The organism is Chryseobacterium barbadense (genome assembly GCF_042849955.1).
Taxonomy (GTDB): Bacteria; Bacteroidota; Bacteroidia; order Flavobacteriales; family Weeksellaceae; genus Chryseobacterium.
In genome coordinates, this window is record NZ_BAAFHL010000004.1 from 71179 (window position 1) to 88257 (window position 17079).

15 protein-coding genes and 1 pseudogene are annotated in these 17079 nt (G+C 38.3%); 12 read left to right on the forward strand and 4 right to left on the reverse strand.

Features of this window, described 5'->3' with window-relative positions; translation table 11 throughout:
* Positions 1 to 124: 124 nt before the first annotated feature.
* From katG to upp, 5 genes and pseudogenes are all read left to right on the forward strand, one after another.
* Positions 125 to 2404, forward strand: coding sequence for a catalase/peroxidase HPI (gene katG / locus ACGHIN_RS04010; RefSeq protein ID WP_390451017.1), 2280 nt, complete (start codon positions 125 to 127; stop codon positions 2402 to 2404).
* Between the two features lie 143 nt (positions 2405 to 2547).
* The gene (locus ACGHIN_RS04015; protein ID WP_390451018.1) at positions 2548 to 3801 is read left to right on the forward strand and encodes a hypothetical protein; all 1254 of its coding nucleotides are present in this window, start codon (positions 2548 to 2550) and stop codon (positions 3799 to 3801) included.
* A 209-nt stretch (positions 3802 to 4010) separates the two neighbouring features.
* Positions 4011 to 5321 (forward strand): ribosome biogenesis GTPase Der, encoded by a 1311-nt coding sequence (gene der / locus ACGHIN_RS04020; protein WP_390451020.1) that lies wholly within the window; start codon positions 4011 to 4013, stop codon positions 5319 to 5321.
* Positions 5322 to 5368: 47 nt separating this feature from the next.
* Positions 5369 to 5712, forward strand: a pseudogene (locus ACGHIN_RS04025) (four helix bundle protein).
* A 52-nt stretch (positions 5713 to 5764) separates the two neighbouring features.
* Complete coding sequence (upp, locus tag ACGHIN_RS04030; protein WP_390451022.1) at positions 5765 to 6415, forward strand: uracil phosphoribosyltransferase; 651 nt, start codon at positions 5765 to 5767, stop codon at positions 6413 to 6415.
* 2 nt (positions 6416 to 6417) lie between these two features.
* Here the strand turns inward: upp and ACGHIN_RS04035 are convergent, their stop codons facing one another.
* From ACGHIN_RS04035 to ACGHIN_RS04045, 3 genes are all read right to left on the reverse strand, one after another.
* Positions 6418 to 7107, reverse strand: a complete 690-nt coding sequence (locus tag ACGHIN_RS04035; protein WP_390451023.1) for an alpha/beta fold hydrolase — start codon at positions 7105 to 7107, stop codon at positions 6418 to 6420.
* Positions 7108 to 7275: 168 nt separating this feature from the next.
* Positions 7276 to 7929, reverse strand: coding sequence for a ComF family protein (locus ACGHIN_RS04040; RefSeq protein WP_390451025.1), 654 nt, complete (start codon positions 7927 to 7929; stop codon positions 7276 to 7278).
* A gap of 65 nt (positions 7930 to 7994) precedes the next feature.
* A complete protein-coding gene (locus ACGHIN_RS04045; RefSeq protein WP_390451027.1) occupies positions 7995 to 9479 on the reverse strand; it encodes a helix-turn-helix domain-containing protein in 1485 nt (494 codons plus the stop codon).
* Between the two features lie 126 nt (positions 9480 to 9605).
* Here ACGHIN_RS04045 and aceB point away from each other — a divergent pair, with 126 nt between their 5' ends.
* From aceB to ACGHIN_RS04080, 7 genes are all read left to right on the forward strand, one after another.
* The gene (gene aceB / locus ACGHIN_RS04050) at positions 9606 to 11180 is read left to right on the forward strand and encodes a malate synthase A (RefSeq protein WP_390451028.1); all 1575 of its coding nucleotides are present in this window, start codon (positions 9606 to 9608) and stop codon (positions 11178 to 11180) included.
* Positions 11181 to 11275: 95 nt separating this feature from the next.
* The gene (aceA, locus tag ACGHIN_RS04055) at positions 11276 to 12556 is read left to right on the forward strand and encodes an isocitrate lyase (protein WP_390451030.1); all 1281 of its coding nucleotides are present in this window, start codon (positions 11276 to 11278) and stop codon (positions 12554 to 12556) included.
* Between the two features lie 88 nt (positions 12557 to 12644).
* A complete protein-coding gene (locus ACGHIN_RS04060; RefSeq protein WP_390451031.1) occupies positions 12645 to 13031 on the forward strand; it encodes an acyl-CoA thioesterase in 387 nt (128 codons plus the stop codon).
* Positions 13032 to 13116: 85 nt separating this feature from the next.
* Positions 13117 to 13563: a 6-pyruvoyl trahydropterin synthase family protein gene (locus ACGHIN_RS04065; protein ID WP_390451033.1), complete on the forward strand. Its 447-nt coding sequence runs from the start codon at positions 13117 to 13119 to the stop codon at positions 13561 to 13563.
* Positions 13564 to 13587: 24 nt separating this feature from the next.
* A complete protein-coding gene (locus tag ACGHIN_RS04070) occupies positions 13588 to 14379 on the forward strand; it encodes a UDP-2,3-diacylglucosamine diphosphatase (protein ID WP_390451034.1) in 792 nt (263 codons plus the stop codon).
* Positions 14380 to 14547: 168 nt separating this feature from the next.
* A complete protein-coding gene (locus ACGHIN_RS04075) occupies positions 14548 to 15537 on the forward strand; it encodes a LuxE/PaaK family acyltransferase (protein ID WP_390451036.1) in 990 nt (329 codons plus the stop codon).
* Positions 15538 to 15601: 64 nt separating this feature from the next.
* Positions 15602 to 16147 (forward strand): hypothetical protein, encoded by a 546-nt coding sequence (locus ACGHIN_RS04080; RefSeq protein WP_390451037.1) that lies wholly within the window; start codon positions 15602 to 15604, stop codon positions 16145 to 16147.
* A 36-nt stretch (positions 16148 to 16183) separates the two neighbouring features.
* Here the strand turns inward: ACGHIN_RS04080 and aqpZ are convergent, their stop codons facing one another.
* The gene (gene aqpZ / locus ACGHIN_RS04085; protein ID WP_390451075.1) at positions 16184 to 16900 is read right to left on the reverse strand and encodes an aquaporin Z; all 717 of its coding nucleotides are present in this window, start codon (positions 16898 to 16900) and stop codon (positions 16184 to 16186) included.
* Between the last annotated feature and the right edge of the window lie 179 nt (positions 16901 to 17079).

The following is a 17079-nucleotide window of genomic DNA, read 5'->3' on the forward strand; positions in this document are numbered from 1 at the left end:
GGACCCAGTTATTTTATTATAGTTTTTAACTATGTTAATTATAAATATTAATAGATTGTATTTATAATTTAACTATTGTAAGTTTGTTTAAAATATTAATTACAACATAAAAATCTAAACTACAATGGAAAAAGATTTAAATGACATCAGTAAATGTCCGTTTCATAACGGTACGATGAAAAAGCAAAGTGTAGCCGGTGGCGGAACTCAAAACCAGGATTGGTGGCCCAATCAATTGAGGGTGGATATTCTGCGTCAGCATTCATCACTATCAGATCCAATGGATAAAGATTTTAATTATGCAGAAGCTTTCAAAAGCCTGGACCTTGAAGCTGTCAAAAAAGATCTTCATGATCTGATGACGGACTCACAAGATTGGTGGCCTGCAGACTTTGGACATTATGGGCCGTTGTTCATCCGTATGGCGTGGCACAGTGCCGGAACCTACCGTGTAGGCGACGGACGAGGAGGGGCAGGAGCAGGGCAACAGCGTTTTGCACCCTTAAACAGCTGGCCGGATAACGTTAATCTGGATAAGGCAAGAAGACTTTTATGGCCTATCAAGCAGAAATATGGAAATAAAATTTCCTGGGCAGACCTTTTGATTCTTACAGGAAATGTTGCCCTGGAATCTATGGGCTTTAAAACTTTCGGATTTGCCGGGGGAAGAGAAGATGTATGGGAACCGGATATGGATGTCTACTGGGGATCAGAAACAACCTGGTTGGGGGGAGACCTTCGATATGCCCACGGTTCGGAAGGGGTAGAAAAAAATGGAGCGGTGCTTCCTTCTGATGATGATGCGGATGGAAATATTCATTCCCGAAACCTGGAAAAACCTTTGGCTGCGGTACAAATGGGGCTTATTTACGTGAATCCCGAAGGACCGGATGGAAATCCGGATCCGATTGCAGCTGCAAAAGATATCCGTGATACATTCGGGCGTATGGCAATGAACGATGAGGAGACCGTAGCACTAATTGCCGGAGGGCATACTTTTGGTAAAACGCATGGAGCAGGTCCTGCAGACCATGTAGGACATGAGCCTGAAGCTGCGGGAATAGAAGAGCAGGGATTGGGATGGAGCAGCAGCTACAAGACTGGAAAAGGTCACGACGCCATTTCAAGCGGATTGGAAGTTACATGGACGAAAACACCTACCCAATGGAGCAATAACTTTTTTGAAAACCTTTTTGAGAACGAGTGGGAGCTTATTAAAAGTCCGGCGGGAGCACATCAATGGATTGCCAAAAATGCGGAAAATACAATTCCTGACGCTTTTGATTCTTCCATAAAGCGCAGACCTACAATGTTGACTACAGACTTGTCTTTAAAGCTTGATCCGGCTTATGAAAAGATATCAAGACATTTTTATGAAAATCCTGATGCTTTCGCAGATGCCTTTGCACGTGCTTGGTTTAAGCTTACTCACAGAGATATGGGACCTCGTACCCGATATTTAGGGACCGAAGTTCCGCAAGAAGAACTTATCTGGCAGGATCCTATTCCGGAACTTAATCATGAGTTGGTAACCAATGAAGATATCAATTCGTTAAAGGAGAATATCCGAAATTCAGGATTGAATATATCAGAACTGGTGTCAACTGCCTGGGCTTCCGCTTCAACATTCAGAGGAAGTGATAAAAGAGGAGGGGCCAATGGAGCCAGAGTACGTTTGGCACCTCAGAAAGACTGGCCGGTGAATAATCCTGCTCAATTACAGAAGGTTTTAAACGTATTGGAAAATATTCAGAAGCAATTTAACGATGCGCAGACTGGAGGAAAAAAAATCTCTTTGGCAGACCTTATTGTATTAGCCGGTAATGTGGGTGTTGAAAAAGCTGTACAAAATGCAGGTTATGATTTTACAGTACCATTTGTAGCAGGCAGAATGGATGCGTCGCAAGAACAGACAGATGTTGAATCTGTAGGATATTTAGAACCTGTTGCTGACGGATTCCGTAACTACCTGAAAAGAAAATTTACCATACCTACAGAAGCTTTATTAATTGATAAAGCCCAACTATTAACTCTTACGGCTCCTGAACTAACGGTATTGTTGGGAGGTATGCGCGTACTGGATACCAACTTTGACGGTTCTAAGCATGGAGTATTTACACAACGTCCGGGGATTTTAACCAATGATTTCTTTGTTAACCTTCTTGATATGAATACCCAGTGGAAAGCAATGTCGGATGATAAAGAATTGTATATAGGTACAGACCGTTCAACAGGTCAGCCAAAATGGACTGCTACACGTTCGGATCTGGTTTTTGGATCTAATTCGGAGCTGAGAGCAATAGCAGAAGTATATGCCAGTTCCGATGCTCAGGAAAAATTCATTAAGGATTTTATAGCGGCATGGACCAAAGTAATGAATTTGGATAGGTTTGATCTAAACTAATCAGGCGATTAACATAATATTTGTAAAGACAGTCAATTGCGACTGTCTTTTTTAATAAAACAGTGTTTGTATTTCAAATATTTGTGAAATTGTTTTGTTTTTTCAAAATAAAATATATTTTTGTTAAAAAAACAAACAAACACATGACGAAAAAAATATTTCCTGTTGTATTATTAACAGGCTCTTTCGCTTTTGCTCAGGTTGGGGTGAATACTACCTCTCCGCAGGCCACTTTTGATGTGGTGGGAAATCCTTCTGATATTACCAAATATGACGGAATTATTGCTCCCCGAATTACCGGAGACCAATTAAAAGCCAAAACGTATTCTTCATTACAAACCGGAGCTCTCGTGTACGTAACTGTGGCGGATTCTGCTCCAGGCGGACAAACTTTGGAGGTGACCTCGCCTGGATACTATTATTTCAATGGAGACACGGCCATTAATAAATGGATCAAATTAAGCACAGGAATTTCTGCGACTCCGGAACCATGGAATGTACAGAATACGGCAACTCCGGCAACATCTAATAATCAGAATATCTACCAGAACGGAAAAGTGGGAGTAGGATTCACACCATCAGACGCCATTTCCGACAGACAGTTTGAGGTAAAAGGAGATATGAAGGCGCAACACGGAAGCGGTTCCGGCTATTTCGGAATAGATACCAACCTTTTGGGTGTAGGAAACGGAATGTACTATTCCGACAATACTGATATTTCACTTGCTAATAGTTTGAGTTTGGTGATGACAAGACCCGGAATAAGCAGCCTGCAATCAAATTACGGACTGGGAGGCGGTAGTATAGCCACATTTTCAAATTCCGGCGGAGGTTCATTTGGGCTGGTTGCCGGTAATTCAAGCCAAACTATTAATGCTTCCGTTTCGGGATATAGCGACGCTTCGGGAAGTGGCTTGGGGCTGGTACACGGCAGAACAAGTGCAGAGTCTGCAAATGTGAACCTTGAAAAGCTAAAGGGGGTTACCTTTACATATAATAATGCTTCAGGTGCTATAGAAGGAAATTATACCTTGCCGAGAACAAACGGAACAGCCAATCAGGTTTTGGTTTCGGACGGAGCAGTCAATGCGCAGCTTTCATGGAAAGATGTTTCTGCGCTGCCTCAAAAGATTACTACTTTAGCTTCGGGAACAGTTGCTGCCGATGATTACACTGTTCTAATCACAGGAAATATTTCTCTTCCGGTGGCAAGTGCAACTAATCAGGGAAAGGTTTATAATCTGATTAATGATACCAGCGGCCCTGTTACAATTGCGGGAACGTTCAGAATCAATGGCGGAAATTTTTCTAATTATGGCTTAAATAATACAGATTTGGGAAGGGGAATTGTGGTACAGAGTACAGGTTCAGCCTGGGTTCTCCTCTCCAGATATTAATTATAGCTTTTAAACAATATAAATCTGCTGTTTTTAATGGCAGGTTTTTTTTTGACGTGATCGGAAAAAGTGCGAATAGTCGCAAATTAATAAGAAAGCAGTAAAAGTTGTGCTTTTTATTACTAAAATAATAAAGCTTATCTTTGCAAAAAAATTGGGCTCCAAAAGTTGGAGAAACCCATTAATAATTAACTTATTAAACATTTTTTATGTCGAATATTGTCGCAATCGTTGGGCGTCCCAACGTAGGAAAATCCACCCTGTTTAATCGTTTACTGGAAAAAAGAGAAGCCATTGTAGATTCTACGGCAGGGGTGACCAGAGACCGTCACTACGGAAAGTCAGACTGGAACGGAGTAGAGTTTACCGTAATTGATACAGGAGGCTATGATGTAGGTACGGATGACATTTTTGAAGAAGAGATCAGAAAGCAGGTGCAGTTAGCGGTAGATGAGGCAACTTCCATCATCTTTATGATGAACGTAGAAGAAGGGCTTACTGATACGGATTATGAAATTTATCAATTATTAAGAAGATCGAACAAACCTGTATATATTGTTGTCAATAAAGTAGATTCTGCCAAAGAAGAACTTCCGGCCACAGAATTCTACCAGTTAGGAATTGAAAAGTATTATACTCTTTCCTCAGCAACAGGTTCAGGAACAGGAGATTTATTAGATGATATCGTTAAAGAATTTCCTACCACAGATTATAAAGATCCATTTGAAGGATTGCCTAAAATTACCATTGCAGGCCGTCCGAACGTAGGGAAATCTACCATGACCAATGCTCTTTTGGATAACGAAAGAAATATTGTAACGGATATCGCAGGAACTACAAGAGACAGTATCCAGAGCCTTTATAATAAATTCGGACATGAATTTGTATTGGTAGATACGGCGGGAATGCGTAAAAAATCTAAAGTAAATGAGGATCTGGAATTCTATTCCGTAATGCGTTCCGTACGGGCAATTGAAAATTCTGATGTAGTGATTATTATGGTGGATGCTACCCAGGGATGGGAAGCTCAGGATATGAATATTTTCGGGATCGCCCAGAAAAACAGAAAAGGAATTGTGATTCTGGTGAACAAGTGGGATCTTATTGAAGATAAGAAAACCAACACGATGCGTGATTTCGAAAAATCCATCAAAGATAAGATCGGTCAGTTCCAGGATATTCCGGTTTTGTTTGTATCTGCATTAACGAAACAAAGAATTTTAAAAGCAGTTGATACGGCAATGGAAGTATATGAAGCACGTAAAAAGAAAATCAAGACTTCAAAATTGAATGAAGTGATGCTTCCTATTTTTGAAAATACGCCTCCACCTGCCAATAAAGGAAAATACATTAAAATCAAATATTGTGTTCAGCTTCCTACGCCATCGCCGCAGTTTGTATTCTTCTGTAACCTTCCACAATATGTGAAAGAACCTTATAAAAGATTTACTGAAAATCAATTGAGAAAAGAATTCGGATTTACCGGAGTTCCGATTGAAGTATATTTCAGACAAAAGTAAGCTGATTTGTAGATAAGATAATTTGTTGATTTGCTAACGCCATCAATATGGAAGTTAAGAATGAGATTTTAGAATTAAGTATCAAATTTTCATTGGCTATTATCAAATATGCTGAATTACTTGAGAGTAATAGGAAATATGTGATAGCAAATCAATTGTTAAAGTCTGGAACATCAATTGGCGCTAATGTGTTTGAAGCGCAAAGTTCAGAAAGTAGAGCAGATTTATTCATAAAATGAAAATTGCAGATAAAGAAGCAAAAGAAACCGAATATTGGCTGCTTTTATGTGAGAATTCAGAAAATTATAATTTTGATTCCAGTTTAAAACTTCAATTGATCAGTATTCAGAAGTTATTGTCTAAAATAATTGCAACGGCAAAGAAATATTAAATCAAAAAAAATATAATAATCACATTATCAAATCATCATATCGTCAAATTTTATGGTAACAATACTGTCAGAACAATTTTCATTGGTAAACTCCTGGATCAATGAACTTCGAAATGTTGAAGTGCAGAACGACAGGATGAGATTCCGTAGAAATATGGAGCGTATCGGGGAAATTGCCGCTTTTGAGATCAGCAAAGAATTAGAGCAAAAAGAAATCGAAATTCAAACTCCTTTAGATAGAATTCAGGTAAAGGAAATAGCGGTTCAACCTGTGATTACCACTATTTTAAGAGCAGGAGTTCCCTTGTTTCAGGGGATTTTGAATTATTTCGACAGAGCCGATTGTGGTTTTGTTGCTGCTTATAGAAAACATGATGCTAATGATTATTTTTCCATCAAGCAGGATTATTTGACTTGTCCGAGCATTGAGGGAAGGCCTTTAATTGTTGCAGACCCTATGTTGGCAACCGGAGCTTCATTAATTGAAGCCATCAAAGACCTCCTGACGAACGGAAAACCAACGCAGCTTCATATTGTAGCAGCTATCGCTTCAAGGCAGGGAGTGGAAACGATAAAAAAAGCTTATCCCGAAGCTAAAATATGGATAGGTGCGATGGATGAGCAATTAACGTCCAAAGGCTATATTACTCCCGGCTTAGGTGACGCAGGAGATCTTAGCTACGGAGAAAAACTACAAAGATAATTTTAAGACAGATTCCAGAAGTCTTTCATTAAACCAACCAATAATTTTGGTCGTACTCTGTCCATAGGATGTCTGGTATCCGGAAGTACGGCCAATTTTGCATTAGGAATGCTTTTATAAACACCAATACTTTCCTCAAGACTTACCATTTGATCTTTATCGCCGATCATAATCTGAACCGGAACTGTAATTTCTGCTAAATTTGTCTGATTCAAAGCCGGATTTTTACCTAAAGAAACCATCATATTCGCGATTGCGGGAAGAAGTTGCTCCCATTTTGCTCCATGTTGAGATTCCAGTTGCTCTGCATATTTGGGTACTTTTTCAACGATAACACCCGGATTGAGCATTTTACTTTCCTTTAAAGCCTGCTCCTCTGTCCAGTCAAATTTAGTTCCCAGTGTCATAATGGAGTTGATCCTTTCAGGATTCTCTAAAGCATAGCAAAGGGCAATATAACCTCCCATACTGTGCCCGAAAATATAAACATCCGTTAAATTCTCCTTTTCACAATATTCAGCTAACTCTTCAGTGTATGTCTCGATCGTTATTCCGTCTTCAGAAAGATCAATAGCTCCGTGCCCGGAAAATAAAGGCGTATGAATTTGGAAATATCGGGACAATTCTTCTGTGTAGGGTGCAAAAATATCACTATGACCTAAAGCTCCATGTAGTAAAAGCAGATTTTTCATAAATAATTAGTTTCCCGAAAAATATAAAAAACAATTGAGAACCGGAAATTAGATTTAGAAGCTGGAACTTGGAAGCTGGAGGCTGGAATTAGTCAGTCTAATACAAATCATACTCATAATTCATAACCCGAAACAGGCACTCCGCACCTCGTATCTCAGATCCCGCATTTATTCATCCATCGCCATTACTAAAACACTTACTTTATTATTCCCTGATTTCAAAATCTCCCAGGCGATCATCGAAACTGTATTTCCGGTAGTAAAAACATCATCAATCAGTAAAATGTGTTGTTTGGAAACAGGTTGGGTAATGGAAAAAATATTTTGACTTTCCAATCTGTGCTTTTTGTCTTTCAGAGCCTGTGCTTTTGAATAATGATTTCTTTTGATGAGATTATGATAATAGGGAATATGACTTAATTCAGATAAGGTTTCCGTATATAAGTGCAGTTGGTTATACCCCCTTTTCCTTTGTTTTTTAGGATGGAGCGGCACGGAAACAAGCATATCAGGTTTCTCATCCTTAAATGAAATTTGTTCATAAGTCCATTCTGCAAGTATTTTCCCAATTTTTTCTCTTCCCTGATATTTGAGCTGATGAATGATTTTCCTGCTGATACTTTCTTTCTCAAATTGCATTAAAGCATAAGCATGTTCAACTGGAAACAAGAGTTTGCACCTTTCTTTGAGTATGTTTTCATCATCAAAATCAAAATGAGGAAAATGAATCTGGTTGAAGCATAAATTGCAGACAAGAAGATGGCTGTCAATAATCCTGTTGCAGTTGCTGCAGCGGTTCGGGAAAAGTAAGTCTAAAATCATTGTTGTGTTTTAGATACGAATATAGACTTTTCGCTGCAACTCGAAGCAAATGTTTTCATTGACTTTCACTTTCCCGCCTCAATATCTTTCCTGATCCTGTCAATAGAGTTTTTCATATTGAGATTAAAATGTTCTTTTTCCAGGCGGACCGGAGGAGCTTGTCTGACTTCACAGTCCGCAATACTGCATGTTTCACAGGTTACCCCTACGTTGATGGTTTTTAATGAAGAAGATTTAATAAAATTGATTTTTTTGATGGTCTGGGAATTCAGTAAAATCCCAAGGCAGTAGCTTCTGTTGCTTCCGTCTGAAAACGGATTCTTTTGAGACGTTGAAATCACCAGATAACTTATCCCCTGATCTTTATAATGCGAAATCTGGGCATCGGTCAAAGTTTCATTTTCTTTCAGGTGATGAAGGTTTTTCACCGCGATCCACCTTCTGCAATAATGTTCATTAGTGGCGTTGGCGTGTGGGGCCTGCTGGTGATTCAGATGAAGTTCTTTTAAGATCTGAATTTTATCAGAATCCTTTTTCTTCACCAGGCATAAATAAAAAAGATCTTTAATTCCCAGCTCTGAAGAAAGAACGTTTGTCAGTCGATAATAGAAGGTTTCCGGTGAATTCGTGAAACTTTCGATAAGACTTTCGAAACCCTCAGGTTCCCAATTATTCTGTAGAAAAAAATCTGAAGCCTTTTCCATGATCTCATCTTTGGAAATCAGTAGGGCGCCTGCAAAATAAGACGCATAAAAATTATTCAGAATCTCTTCAAAGCTGCCAAAATCTAGCCATGAATACGTGTGAGGCCGGTTTTTAAGCTCCAGTACATTGAAGCCTATCTCTTTGGCAAGAATGAAAGTTTTCTGATCCCTTTCAAGCTTATGGTTGAGAAGCAGTAATTTTTTCTCCGGAATATATAAAGATCGGAGATGCTCTAAAGTTCCATACTTTTCAAAATCTTCCGACTGAATAGAATACCTGAACTTTTCAGTAAGAATATGTTCTAAAACCTCTGTCCTTAAATTTTTACTGATTTCCAGCTGATTTTCCTGTGCAAAATGAAGCACTTTTTCCTCAATATCCGGAAAATAATTGTCATATAACTCTTGGAAAGACCGCAATACGGCAAAATAAAAACGCTCTTTTCCCAGATTATAATTCTGTGAGATTTCTATCAATGCATTGATAAAGGCGGTTACCTTCTTAGGTGCATCACTGATGATACTGATCAGGTTATTCTTATTAATCCCAAAAAGACCCAGAGGAATTTCCTTAAAAAAATCCGACTGAAGAATTTCATTGAAGGGAGCCAGGCTTTTATCTAGTTTAGTGGAAACCAGATCATCAAAAGTGCAATTCAAAGCCTCGGAAAGCTGGATGATCTTATCGTGCTTCGGGTATTTTTTACCATTCTCGATTTCATTGAGGTAGGATTTTGATAAACCTGTTTTTACAGCAAGATCCTGCAGAGACCAGTTTTTCTTTTGTCTCTGTTGCTTCAGTTTCAACCCAAAAACTGTTTTAATAAAGTCACTTTCCGAATTCATGCCTCAAATATAAAAATTGATTGCGATTATTCGCATAATAATTTTTGAAAATAATTTAGCGAACGTTCGCTTATTGTGAAAATTTTTATTTATGTTTGTAAGGTCGAATCACAAAATCAGAATATTATGGAAACGAAAACTCAATTGAAAATTAAGTCAGAGAAACAGTTTGAAGAAGTTTTTACTCCGGAATTAATTGATTTTCTGGTTGAGCTTCATCAGCAGTTTAATCCTAAAAGACTTGAGTTACTGGAAAGCAGAGAAAAAACTCAGCAGGAATTTGATGCGGCAATTCTTCCGACATTTTTAGAAGAAACAGAACAGATCAGAAATGAAAACTGGGTATGCAATCCTATTCCTGCAGATTTGCTTGACAGGAGAGTGGAAATTACAGGACCAGTTGATCGCAAAATGATTATCAATGCTTTAAATTCAGAGGCTATGACTTTTATGGCTGATTTTGAAGACAGCAACGCCCCGACCTGGGAGAACTGCCTGCAGGGACAGATTAATCTTACTGATGCGATTAATAAAAATATTGATTTCACCAATGAAAATGGAAAATCTTATAAGCTCAATGAGAATACGGCTGTTCTTTTGGTTCGCCCAAGAGGCCTGCATCTGCCGGAAAAGCACATTGAAATTAATGGGGAAGAAGCTTCCGGCTCTTTAATTGATTTTGGAATATACTTTTTCAGAAATGCCAAATCACTGCTGGAAAATGGCAGCGGTCCATATTTCTATCTTCCAAAATTGGAGCATTACCTGGAAGCCCGTTGGTGGAACGAAGTATTTGTCTTTGTACAAAACTATCTTGAAATTCCACAGGGAACTATTAAAGCTACAGTTCTTATTGAGACCATCACGGCTTCATTTCAGATTGATGAAATTTTATTTGAATTAAAAGAGCACAGTGCAGGTTTGAATTGCGGACGCTGGGATTATATCTTTTCCTACATCAAAAAATTCAGAAATCTTCCTGAGTTTATTGTTCCGGACAGAGATCAGGTGACCATGACTTCTCCTTTTATGAGTGCATACTCTAAGAGAGTGATTGAAATCTGTCATAAAAGAAACGTACATGCCATCGGTGGAATGGCGGCACAGATTCCTATAAAAAATGATTATGAAGCCAATAGCATTGCTTTTGGAAAAGTAAGAAGCGATAAAGAAAGAGAGGTAAAAAACGGTCATGATGGAACCTGGGTGGCACATCCGGCCCTGGTCTCAGTAGCGAAAGATGTTTTTGATCAATATATGCCTTCTCCTAACCAGATTGATAAAAAGTTTGATTACCAAATTACGGAGAATAACCTGCTGGAAATTCCAAAAGGTGAAATCACAGAAAAAGGAGTCAGAAAAAATATCAATGTCGGAATCCTTTACCTTGAAAGCTGGCTGTCCGGCATTGGAGCTGCCGCAATTTATCATTTGATGGAAGATGCGGCCACCGCAGAGATTTCAAGAACCCAGATCTGGCAATGGCTGAAAAATGAAGCTGTTTTAAGTGATGACCGGACGTTAACCAGAGAAATGATTCTTCAATGGGAATTCGAAGAAATGGAGCGTATTGAAAAATATGTTGGCGAAGAGCGTTTCAGAAACGGAAAATTCAATCTGGCTAAGGAACTTTTCAATGAACTGATCTTCTCTGAAAATTTTGAAGAATTTTTAACCCTAAAGGCATACCCTTTTATTTAAGTCGGAGATTCGGAGAGTAAAAGATCAAAATTTGACTCCTGCCTAAGTCTCGAACCCAAAATCTCGCAAATCACCTAACCCCTAAATTACTTATTATGAAAACAAGACAAGAACAAATCCAGGCTATAGAACATGATTGGCTGACCAATCCTCGCTGGAACGGAATAAAAAGGCCTTATACCGCAGAAGATGTATTGAAACTTCGCGGTTCCTATACCATTGACTACACTATTGCCACTGAAATGTCCAAAAAATTCTGGAATAAACTGAATTCTCAGGATTATGTGGCAGGGCTCGGAGCTTTAACGGGAAATCAGGCAGTACAGGAAGTGGATGCTGGATTAGAAGCTATTTATCTTTCAGGATGGCAGGTTGCGGCAGATGCCAATTTATCCGGAGAAATGTATCCAGATCAATCATTGTATCCTGCCAATTCAGTTCCGTCCGTGGTAAAGAAAATCAATAATGCTTTGTTGAGAGCAGACCAGATTCAATCGGTGAACGGAGGTGGAGATAAAGAATATCTGGTTCCAATTATTGCGGATGCAGAAGCAGGATTCGGAGGCAATTTAAATGCTTTTGAACTGATGAAGCAAATGATTGAGGCCGGAGCTGCTGCAGTGCATTTCGAAGACCAGTTATCCTCTGCAAAAAAATGCGGACACTTAGGCGGAAAGGTTTTGGTGCCGACTCAGGAAGCTATTAATAAATTGATTGCAGCCCGTTTGGCAGCCGATGTTACCGGAGTTCCATCCATCATTATTGCAAGAACCGATGCGGATGCAGCCGATCTTCTGACTTCAGATATTGATGACAGAGATAAAAAATTTGTAACCGGAGAAAGGACTTCAGAAGGTTTCTATGTAGTGAAAAACGGAGTAGAGCAGGGAATCGATCGTGGATTGTCTTATGCTCCGTATGCAGACCTGATCTGGATGGAAACTTCCAATCCGGATTTGGAACAGGCCAAGAGATTTGCAGAAGGAATCCATGCCAAATTTCCGGGAAAAATGTTAGCCTATAATTGTTCTCCGTCTTTTAACTGGGCAGCGAGGTTAAGTGTTGAAGAAATGACAACTTTCCGTGAAGAACTGGCAAAACTAGGCTATAAATTCCAGTTTATCACGTTAGCCGGTTTCCATGCTTTGAATACGGCCATGTTTGAGCTGGCTTTAGCCTATAAAGAAAAAGGAATGGCTGGTTACTCAGAGCTTCAGGAACGTGAGTTTGCCCTTCAGAAACAAGGGTTTAGAGCGGTAAAGCATCAGTCTTTTGTAGGGACAGGATATTTTGATGAGGTTCAGACCATTGTAACAAGTGGTGCCTCCGCAACAGTAGCTATGAAAGATTCTACGGAAACTGCACAGTTTCACTAGATCATTTATAAATTTTTTACGATTATGGAACCTTCTCAGTTGAGGAGGTTTTTTTATGTCTTATTTTTGAATAAAATATTTGAAGAAGATGAGTCATTTGATTTTTGAAAAACAAATACAGGTAACGGAAGACCATATTGACGGAAATAATCACGTTAACAATGTTCAGTATGTTCAATGGGTAGAAGAAATTGCCGGAGCGCATTGGGATTTTGTGAAACATAAAACCGAATTTTCAGAATTGGCGTGGATGCTTCTCGATCATCATATCCAATATAAGAAGCAAGTCTATTTACATGATGTTATTACAGTCAAAACTTATCCAAAAGCTCCAGAAGGAATTAAACAACCCAGAAAGGTAGAATTTTATTGTAATGATCAGTTGGTAGTGGATTCAAGTACGCTTTGGGTTCTGGTTGATATAAAAACACAGAAAATTAAAAGGCTGGAAAGTGACTGGCTGGATAAATTATAATCAACAAATAGATTGCGATAAAACTTACATATTAATTGACTATTAAGACTTTTTTAGTTAGTCTTGTTTATCTTATCTTTGCACCATGATACGTATTACAAAAATTTTCACATTCGAAACGGCGCATGTGCTGTACAATTACGATGGAAAATGTAAAAATATGCATGGGCATTCTTATAAACTGTTTGTAACAGTAAAAGGAAAGCCTGTCAATGATTTGAATAATCCTAAAAATGGGATGGTGGTGGATTTCGGCGATATCAAAACCATCGTTAAATCTGAAATTGTGGATGTATGGGATCATGCAGTGCTTATCAATGCGCTTTCTCCACACAAAGAACTGGGAGAAGACCTTGAGCAGAAAGGTCATAAAGTGATCTATTGTAGCTTCCAGCCTACCTGCGAGAATATGTTATATGCTATTGCGACAAAAATAAAATCCAGGCTTCCGGAAGGGGTTTCATTAGCTTACCTTAAGCTTCATGAGACGGAAAATTCTTATGGAGAATGGTTTGCGGAAGATAATCGATAATTGTAGGGAACAAAAATTCAGACAGTGTTAAAAACAATCATCAATCTTGAACCCGGAAAAAAAGTGTATTTCGCTTCGGATCAGCATTTTGGTGCGCCTAATCCTAAAGAAAGCAAAGTGCGGGAGGAAAAATTCATCCGTTGGATGGATTCCATCAAAGCAGATGCGCAGGTGGTATTCCTGATGGGTGACCTGTTTGATTTCTGGCATGAATGGAAGTATGTGATTCCCAAAGGATATGTACGCGTCTTAGGAAAAATAGCAGAATTAAAAGACCATGGAATTCATATCTATTTTTTTGTAGGGAACCATGATCTGTGGATGAAAGATTATCTGGAAGAAGAAATCGGATGTACGGTTTTCTATAAAAAACAATATTTTGAAATGGGCGGAAAGCAGTTTTTGTTAGCTCATGGAGACGGATTGGGGCCTGGTGACAAAGGATATAAAAGAATGAAGAAATTATTCACCAATCCTATTGCACAATGGGCGTTTAAATGGCTTCATCCTGATATTGCCATGAAAATTGCATTATATCTGTCGCAGAAAAATAAAATGATTTCCGGTGAAGAAGATAAAGCATTTTTAGGAGAGGACAAGGAATTTCTGATTATCTATTCCAAAGAAAAGCTGAAAACGGAGAAAATAGACTACTTCATCTATGGACACCGCCATCTTCCTATGGTACTGGAATTGGAGCAGAAGGCTCAATATATTAATCTTGGTGACTGGATTTCTTATTTCACTTATGGGGTCTTCCAGGAAGATTTTGAATTAAAAACTTTTGAAGCAGACACAAAAAAATTACCTCTGTAAGAGGTAATCATGATGGATGAAGAATCATCCTGTTTTTAATCCATATTCCGGGAAATATCACAGCAAGATCTTTACCAATTAGATGATATTTTATTAAAATAATATTAAATAAACTATGCTAATCCTATTATACGCTGATGGGATAGAGAAATAAAAATATATAAAACCTTGGAAAATATATTCAACATCCATACAGAACAGGATTTTCTGAATGCTTCATTGAAAACATTCCGTTATCAGTATGAAAACGTTGACATATACAGAAGCTTTGTAGATTATCTTAATATTGACCCCAGACAGGTGGACGAACTGACAAAAATTCCGTTTTTGCCTATAGAGATGTTTAAGAATCATCAGATTCTGGACAAAAATATGACAGCGGACCTGTACTTTCAAAGTTCAGGAACTACTCAAATAAACCTGTCAAAGCATTTTATTGCTGATGAAAATATTTATAAGGAAAGTATTTATAAAAGTTTTGAGCAATTTATCGGAAAACCGGAAGACTTTATTTTCTTAGGGTTATTGCCAAGCTATCTGGAAAGACAAAACTCATCATTAATTTATATGGTGGACTACCTGATGAAAAAATCGGCCCAACCCGAAAACGGGTATTTTCTATATAATCATGCGGATTTGTTTGAACTGCTGAATAATGTAAAGGATAAAAAAATAGTTCTTTTCGGAGTTTCTTTTGCCCTTTTGGATTTCTTAGACTATTGTCATTCTGAACGAAGTGAAAAATCGCTTAATTTTCTTGAAAATCTAATTGTGATTGAAACCGGCGGAATGAAAGGAAGAAAAGAGGAGATGACCAAGGATGAACTTTTGAAAATTTTACAAACAGGTTTCAAAACTGATAGAATATATTCAGAATATTCCATGACAGAGCTTCTTTCTCAGGCATATTCATTGGGTAATAATGAATATAAATGTCCGGGCTGGATGAAAATCATGATAAGGAATGCGGAAGACCCTTTCAGCTACGAAAAGATAGGAAGAGTGGGAGCTGTGAACATCATTGATCTGGCTAATATCCATTCCTGCTCATTTATTGCAACACAGGATTTGGGGAAAATGGTTTCAGATGATGTCTTTCAGATTCTCGGAAGAATTGATCATTCTGATATCAGAGGATGCAGCTTACTTGTGAGTTAATAGTTAGGAGTTATAAATCATGAGTCGTATGGATTAATTAATTTTGCAACTATCAACCATAACTATGTTGAAGATCGAAGAACTTGTTCATGCCTTTATTCATGCTCAATGCGATTTTGAAAAGGAAATCGTACTGACGAATTATTTCCAGGCGGATTGGGAGGCGGATATTCTGATTATTGATTTTGAAGGGTTCAGCCATGAAATTGAAATCAAGCTTTCAAAAAGTGATTTTAAAAATGATTTTAAAAAATCTTATCTCAATACCAACACAGGAGAGAAATTTTTAAAACATGATAAAATTTCCTGTGGAGATTATATCTGCAATGCATTCAGTTTTCTTTTACCTATGGGAATGATCGAACATTCTGCTATTCCCGAACATTGCGGAATCATAGAGTTTTATCATGATGTAGATCATTGGAAAACGGAGTTTTATATAATTCGTCCGCCACGGAAGGTGCATCAGGACCCTTACTGGAATCTGGTAGATAAAGATCTTTTTATCCGGAAGATGGCGCTCAATTTAATCCAGCGTAAAATGGAGATCAAAGGGAAACATGAAGAACTGATTTTTAAAAATCCTTTTGACATCAGGAAATTAAAGTAAAAAAGCCTGTCGGAAACGACAGGCTTTTTCATTTATTTAATCATCAGACTTCACAGAGTCTCTTTGGAGTAAAAACTTGTAGATCAAACCACCAACAATTCCTCCGAGAATTGGGGCGACCCAGAACAGCCAAAGCTGTGATAAGGCAACTCCTCCCACAAAAACAGCCTGAGATAAAGATCTTGCCGGGTTTACGGAAGTATTAGTGATCGGAATGGAAATTAAATGGATCAGCGTTAATGCTAAACCAATAGCAATTCCGGCAAATTTCCCGTTAGCCCATTTATCTGTAGCTCCCAGAATAATGATCAGGAAAAATGCGGTTAATAGGAATTCAGCGAGGAAAGCTGCTCCCATAGAATAGCTCCTGTTGTTATAACCGGGCATATCGTAGAAATTAGTGGCAAAAGCACCTGCTCCTTCTGCAGAAAAAGCACCTGCTCCGTTAAGGATAATATAAAGAGCACCTGCTGCTGCAATAGCTCCTATACATTGTGCCACGATGTAAGGAATAAGGTCTTTTGCAGAAAATCTTCCTCCTGCCAAAAGCCCGAAAGAGACAGCCGGATTGAAATGTCCTCCGGAAATATGCCCTACAGCATAAGCCATGGTAAGAACCGTAAGACCAAAAGCTAAGGAAACACCCAGAAGTCCAATTCCGATGTCGGGAACACCAGCGGCAAAAACTGCACTGCCGCAACCGCCGAATACTAGCCAGAACGTGCCAAAAAATTCAGCAAATAGTTTTTTAATCATATTGTTTATTTTAATGTAAACCAAATTTAAAATTTAAATTTCAAAATAAAAAGTTAAAATATGATATATTTCATGTTTCAGTGAATGGGTGGTTTTCGAATTTAACAATCTGATAGCCTGATTTATGAATAGGAATGTTTTTTGATAGGGCTTTATGGGTTGAATGATATACCATA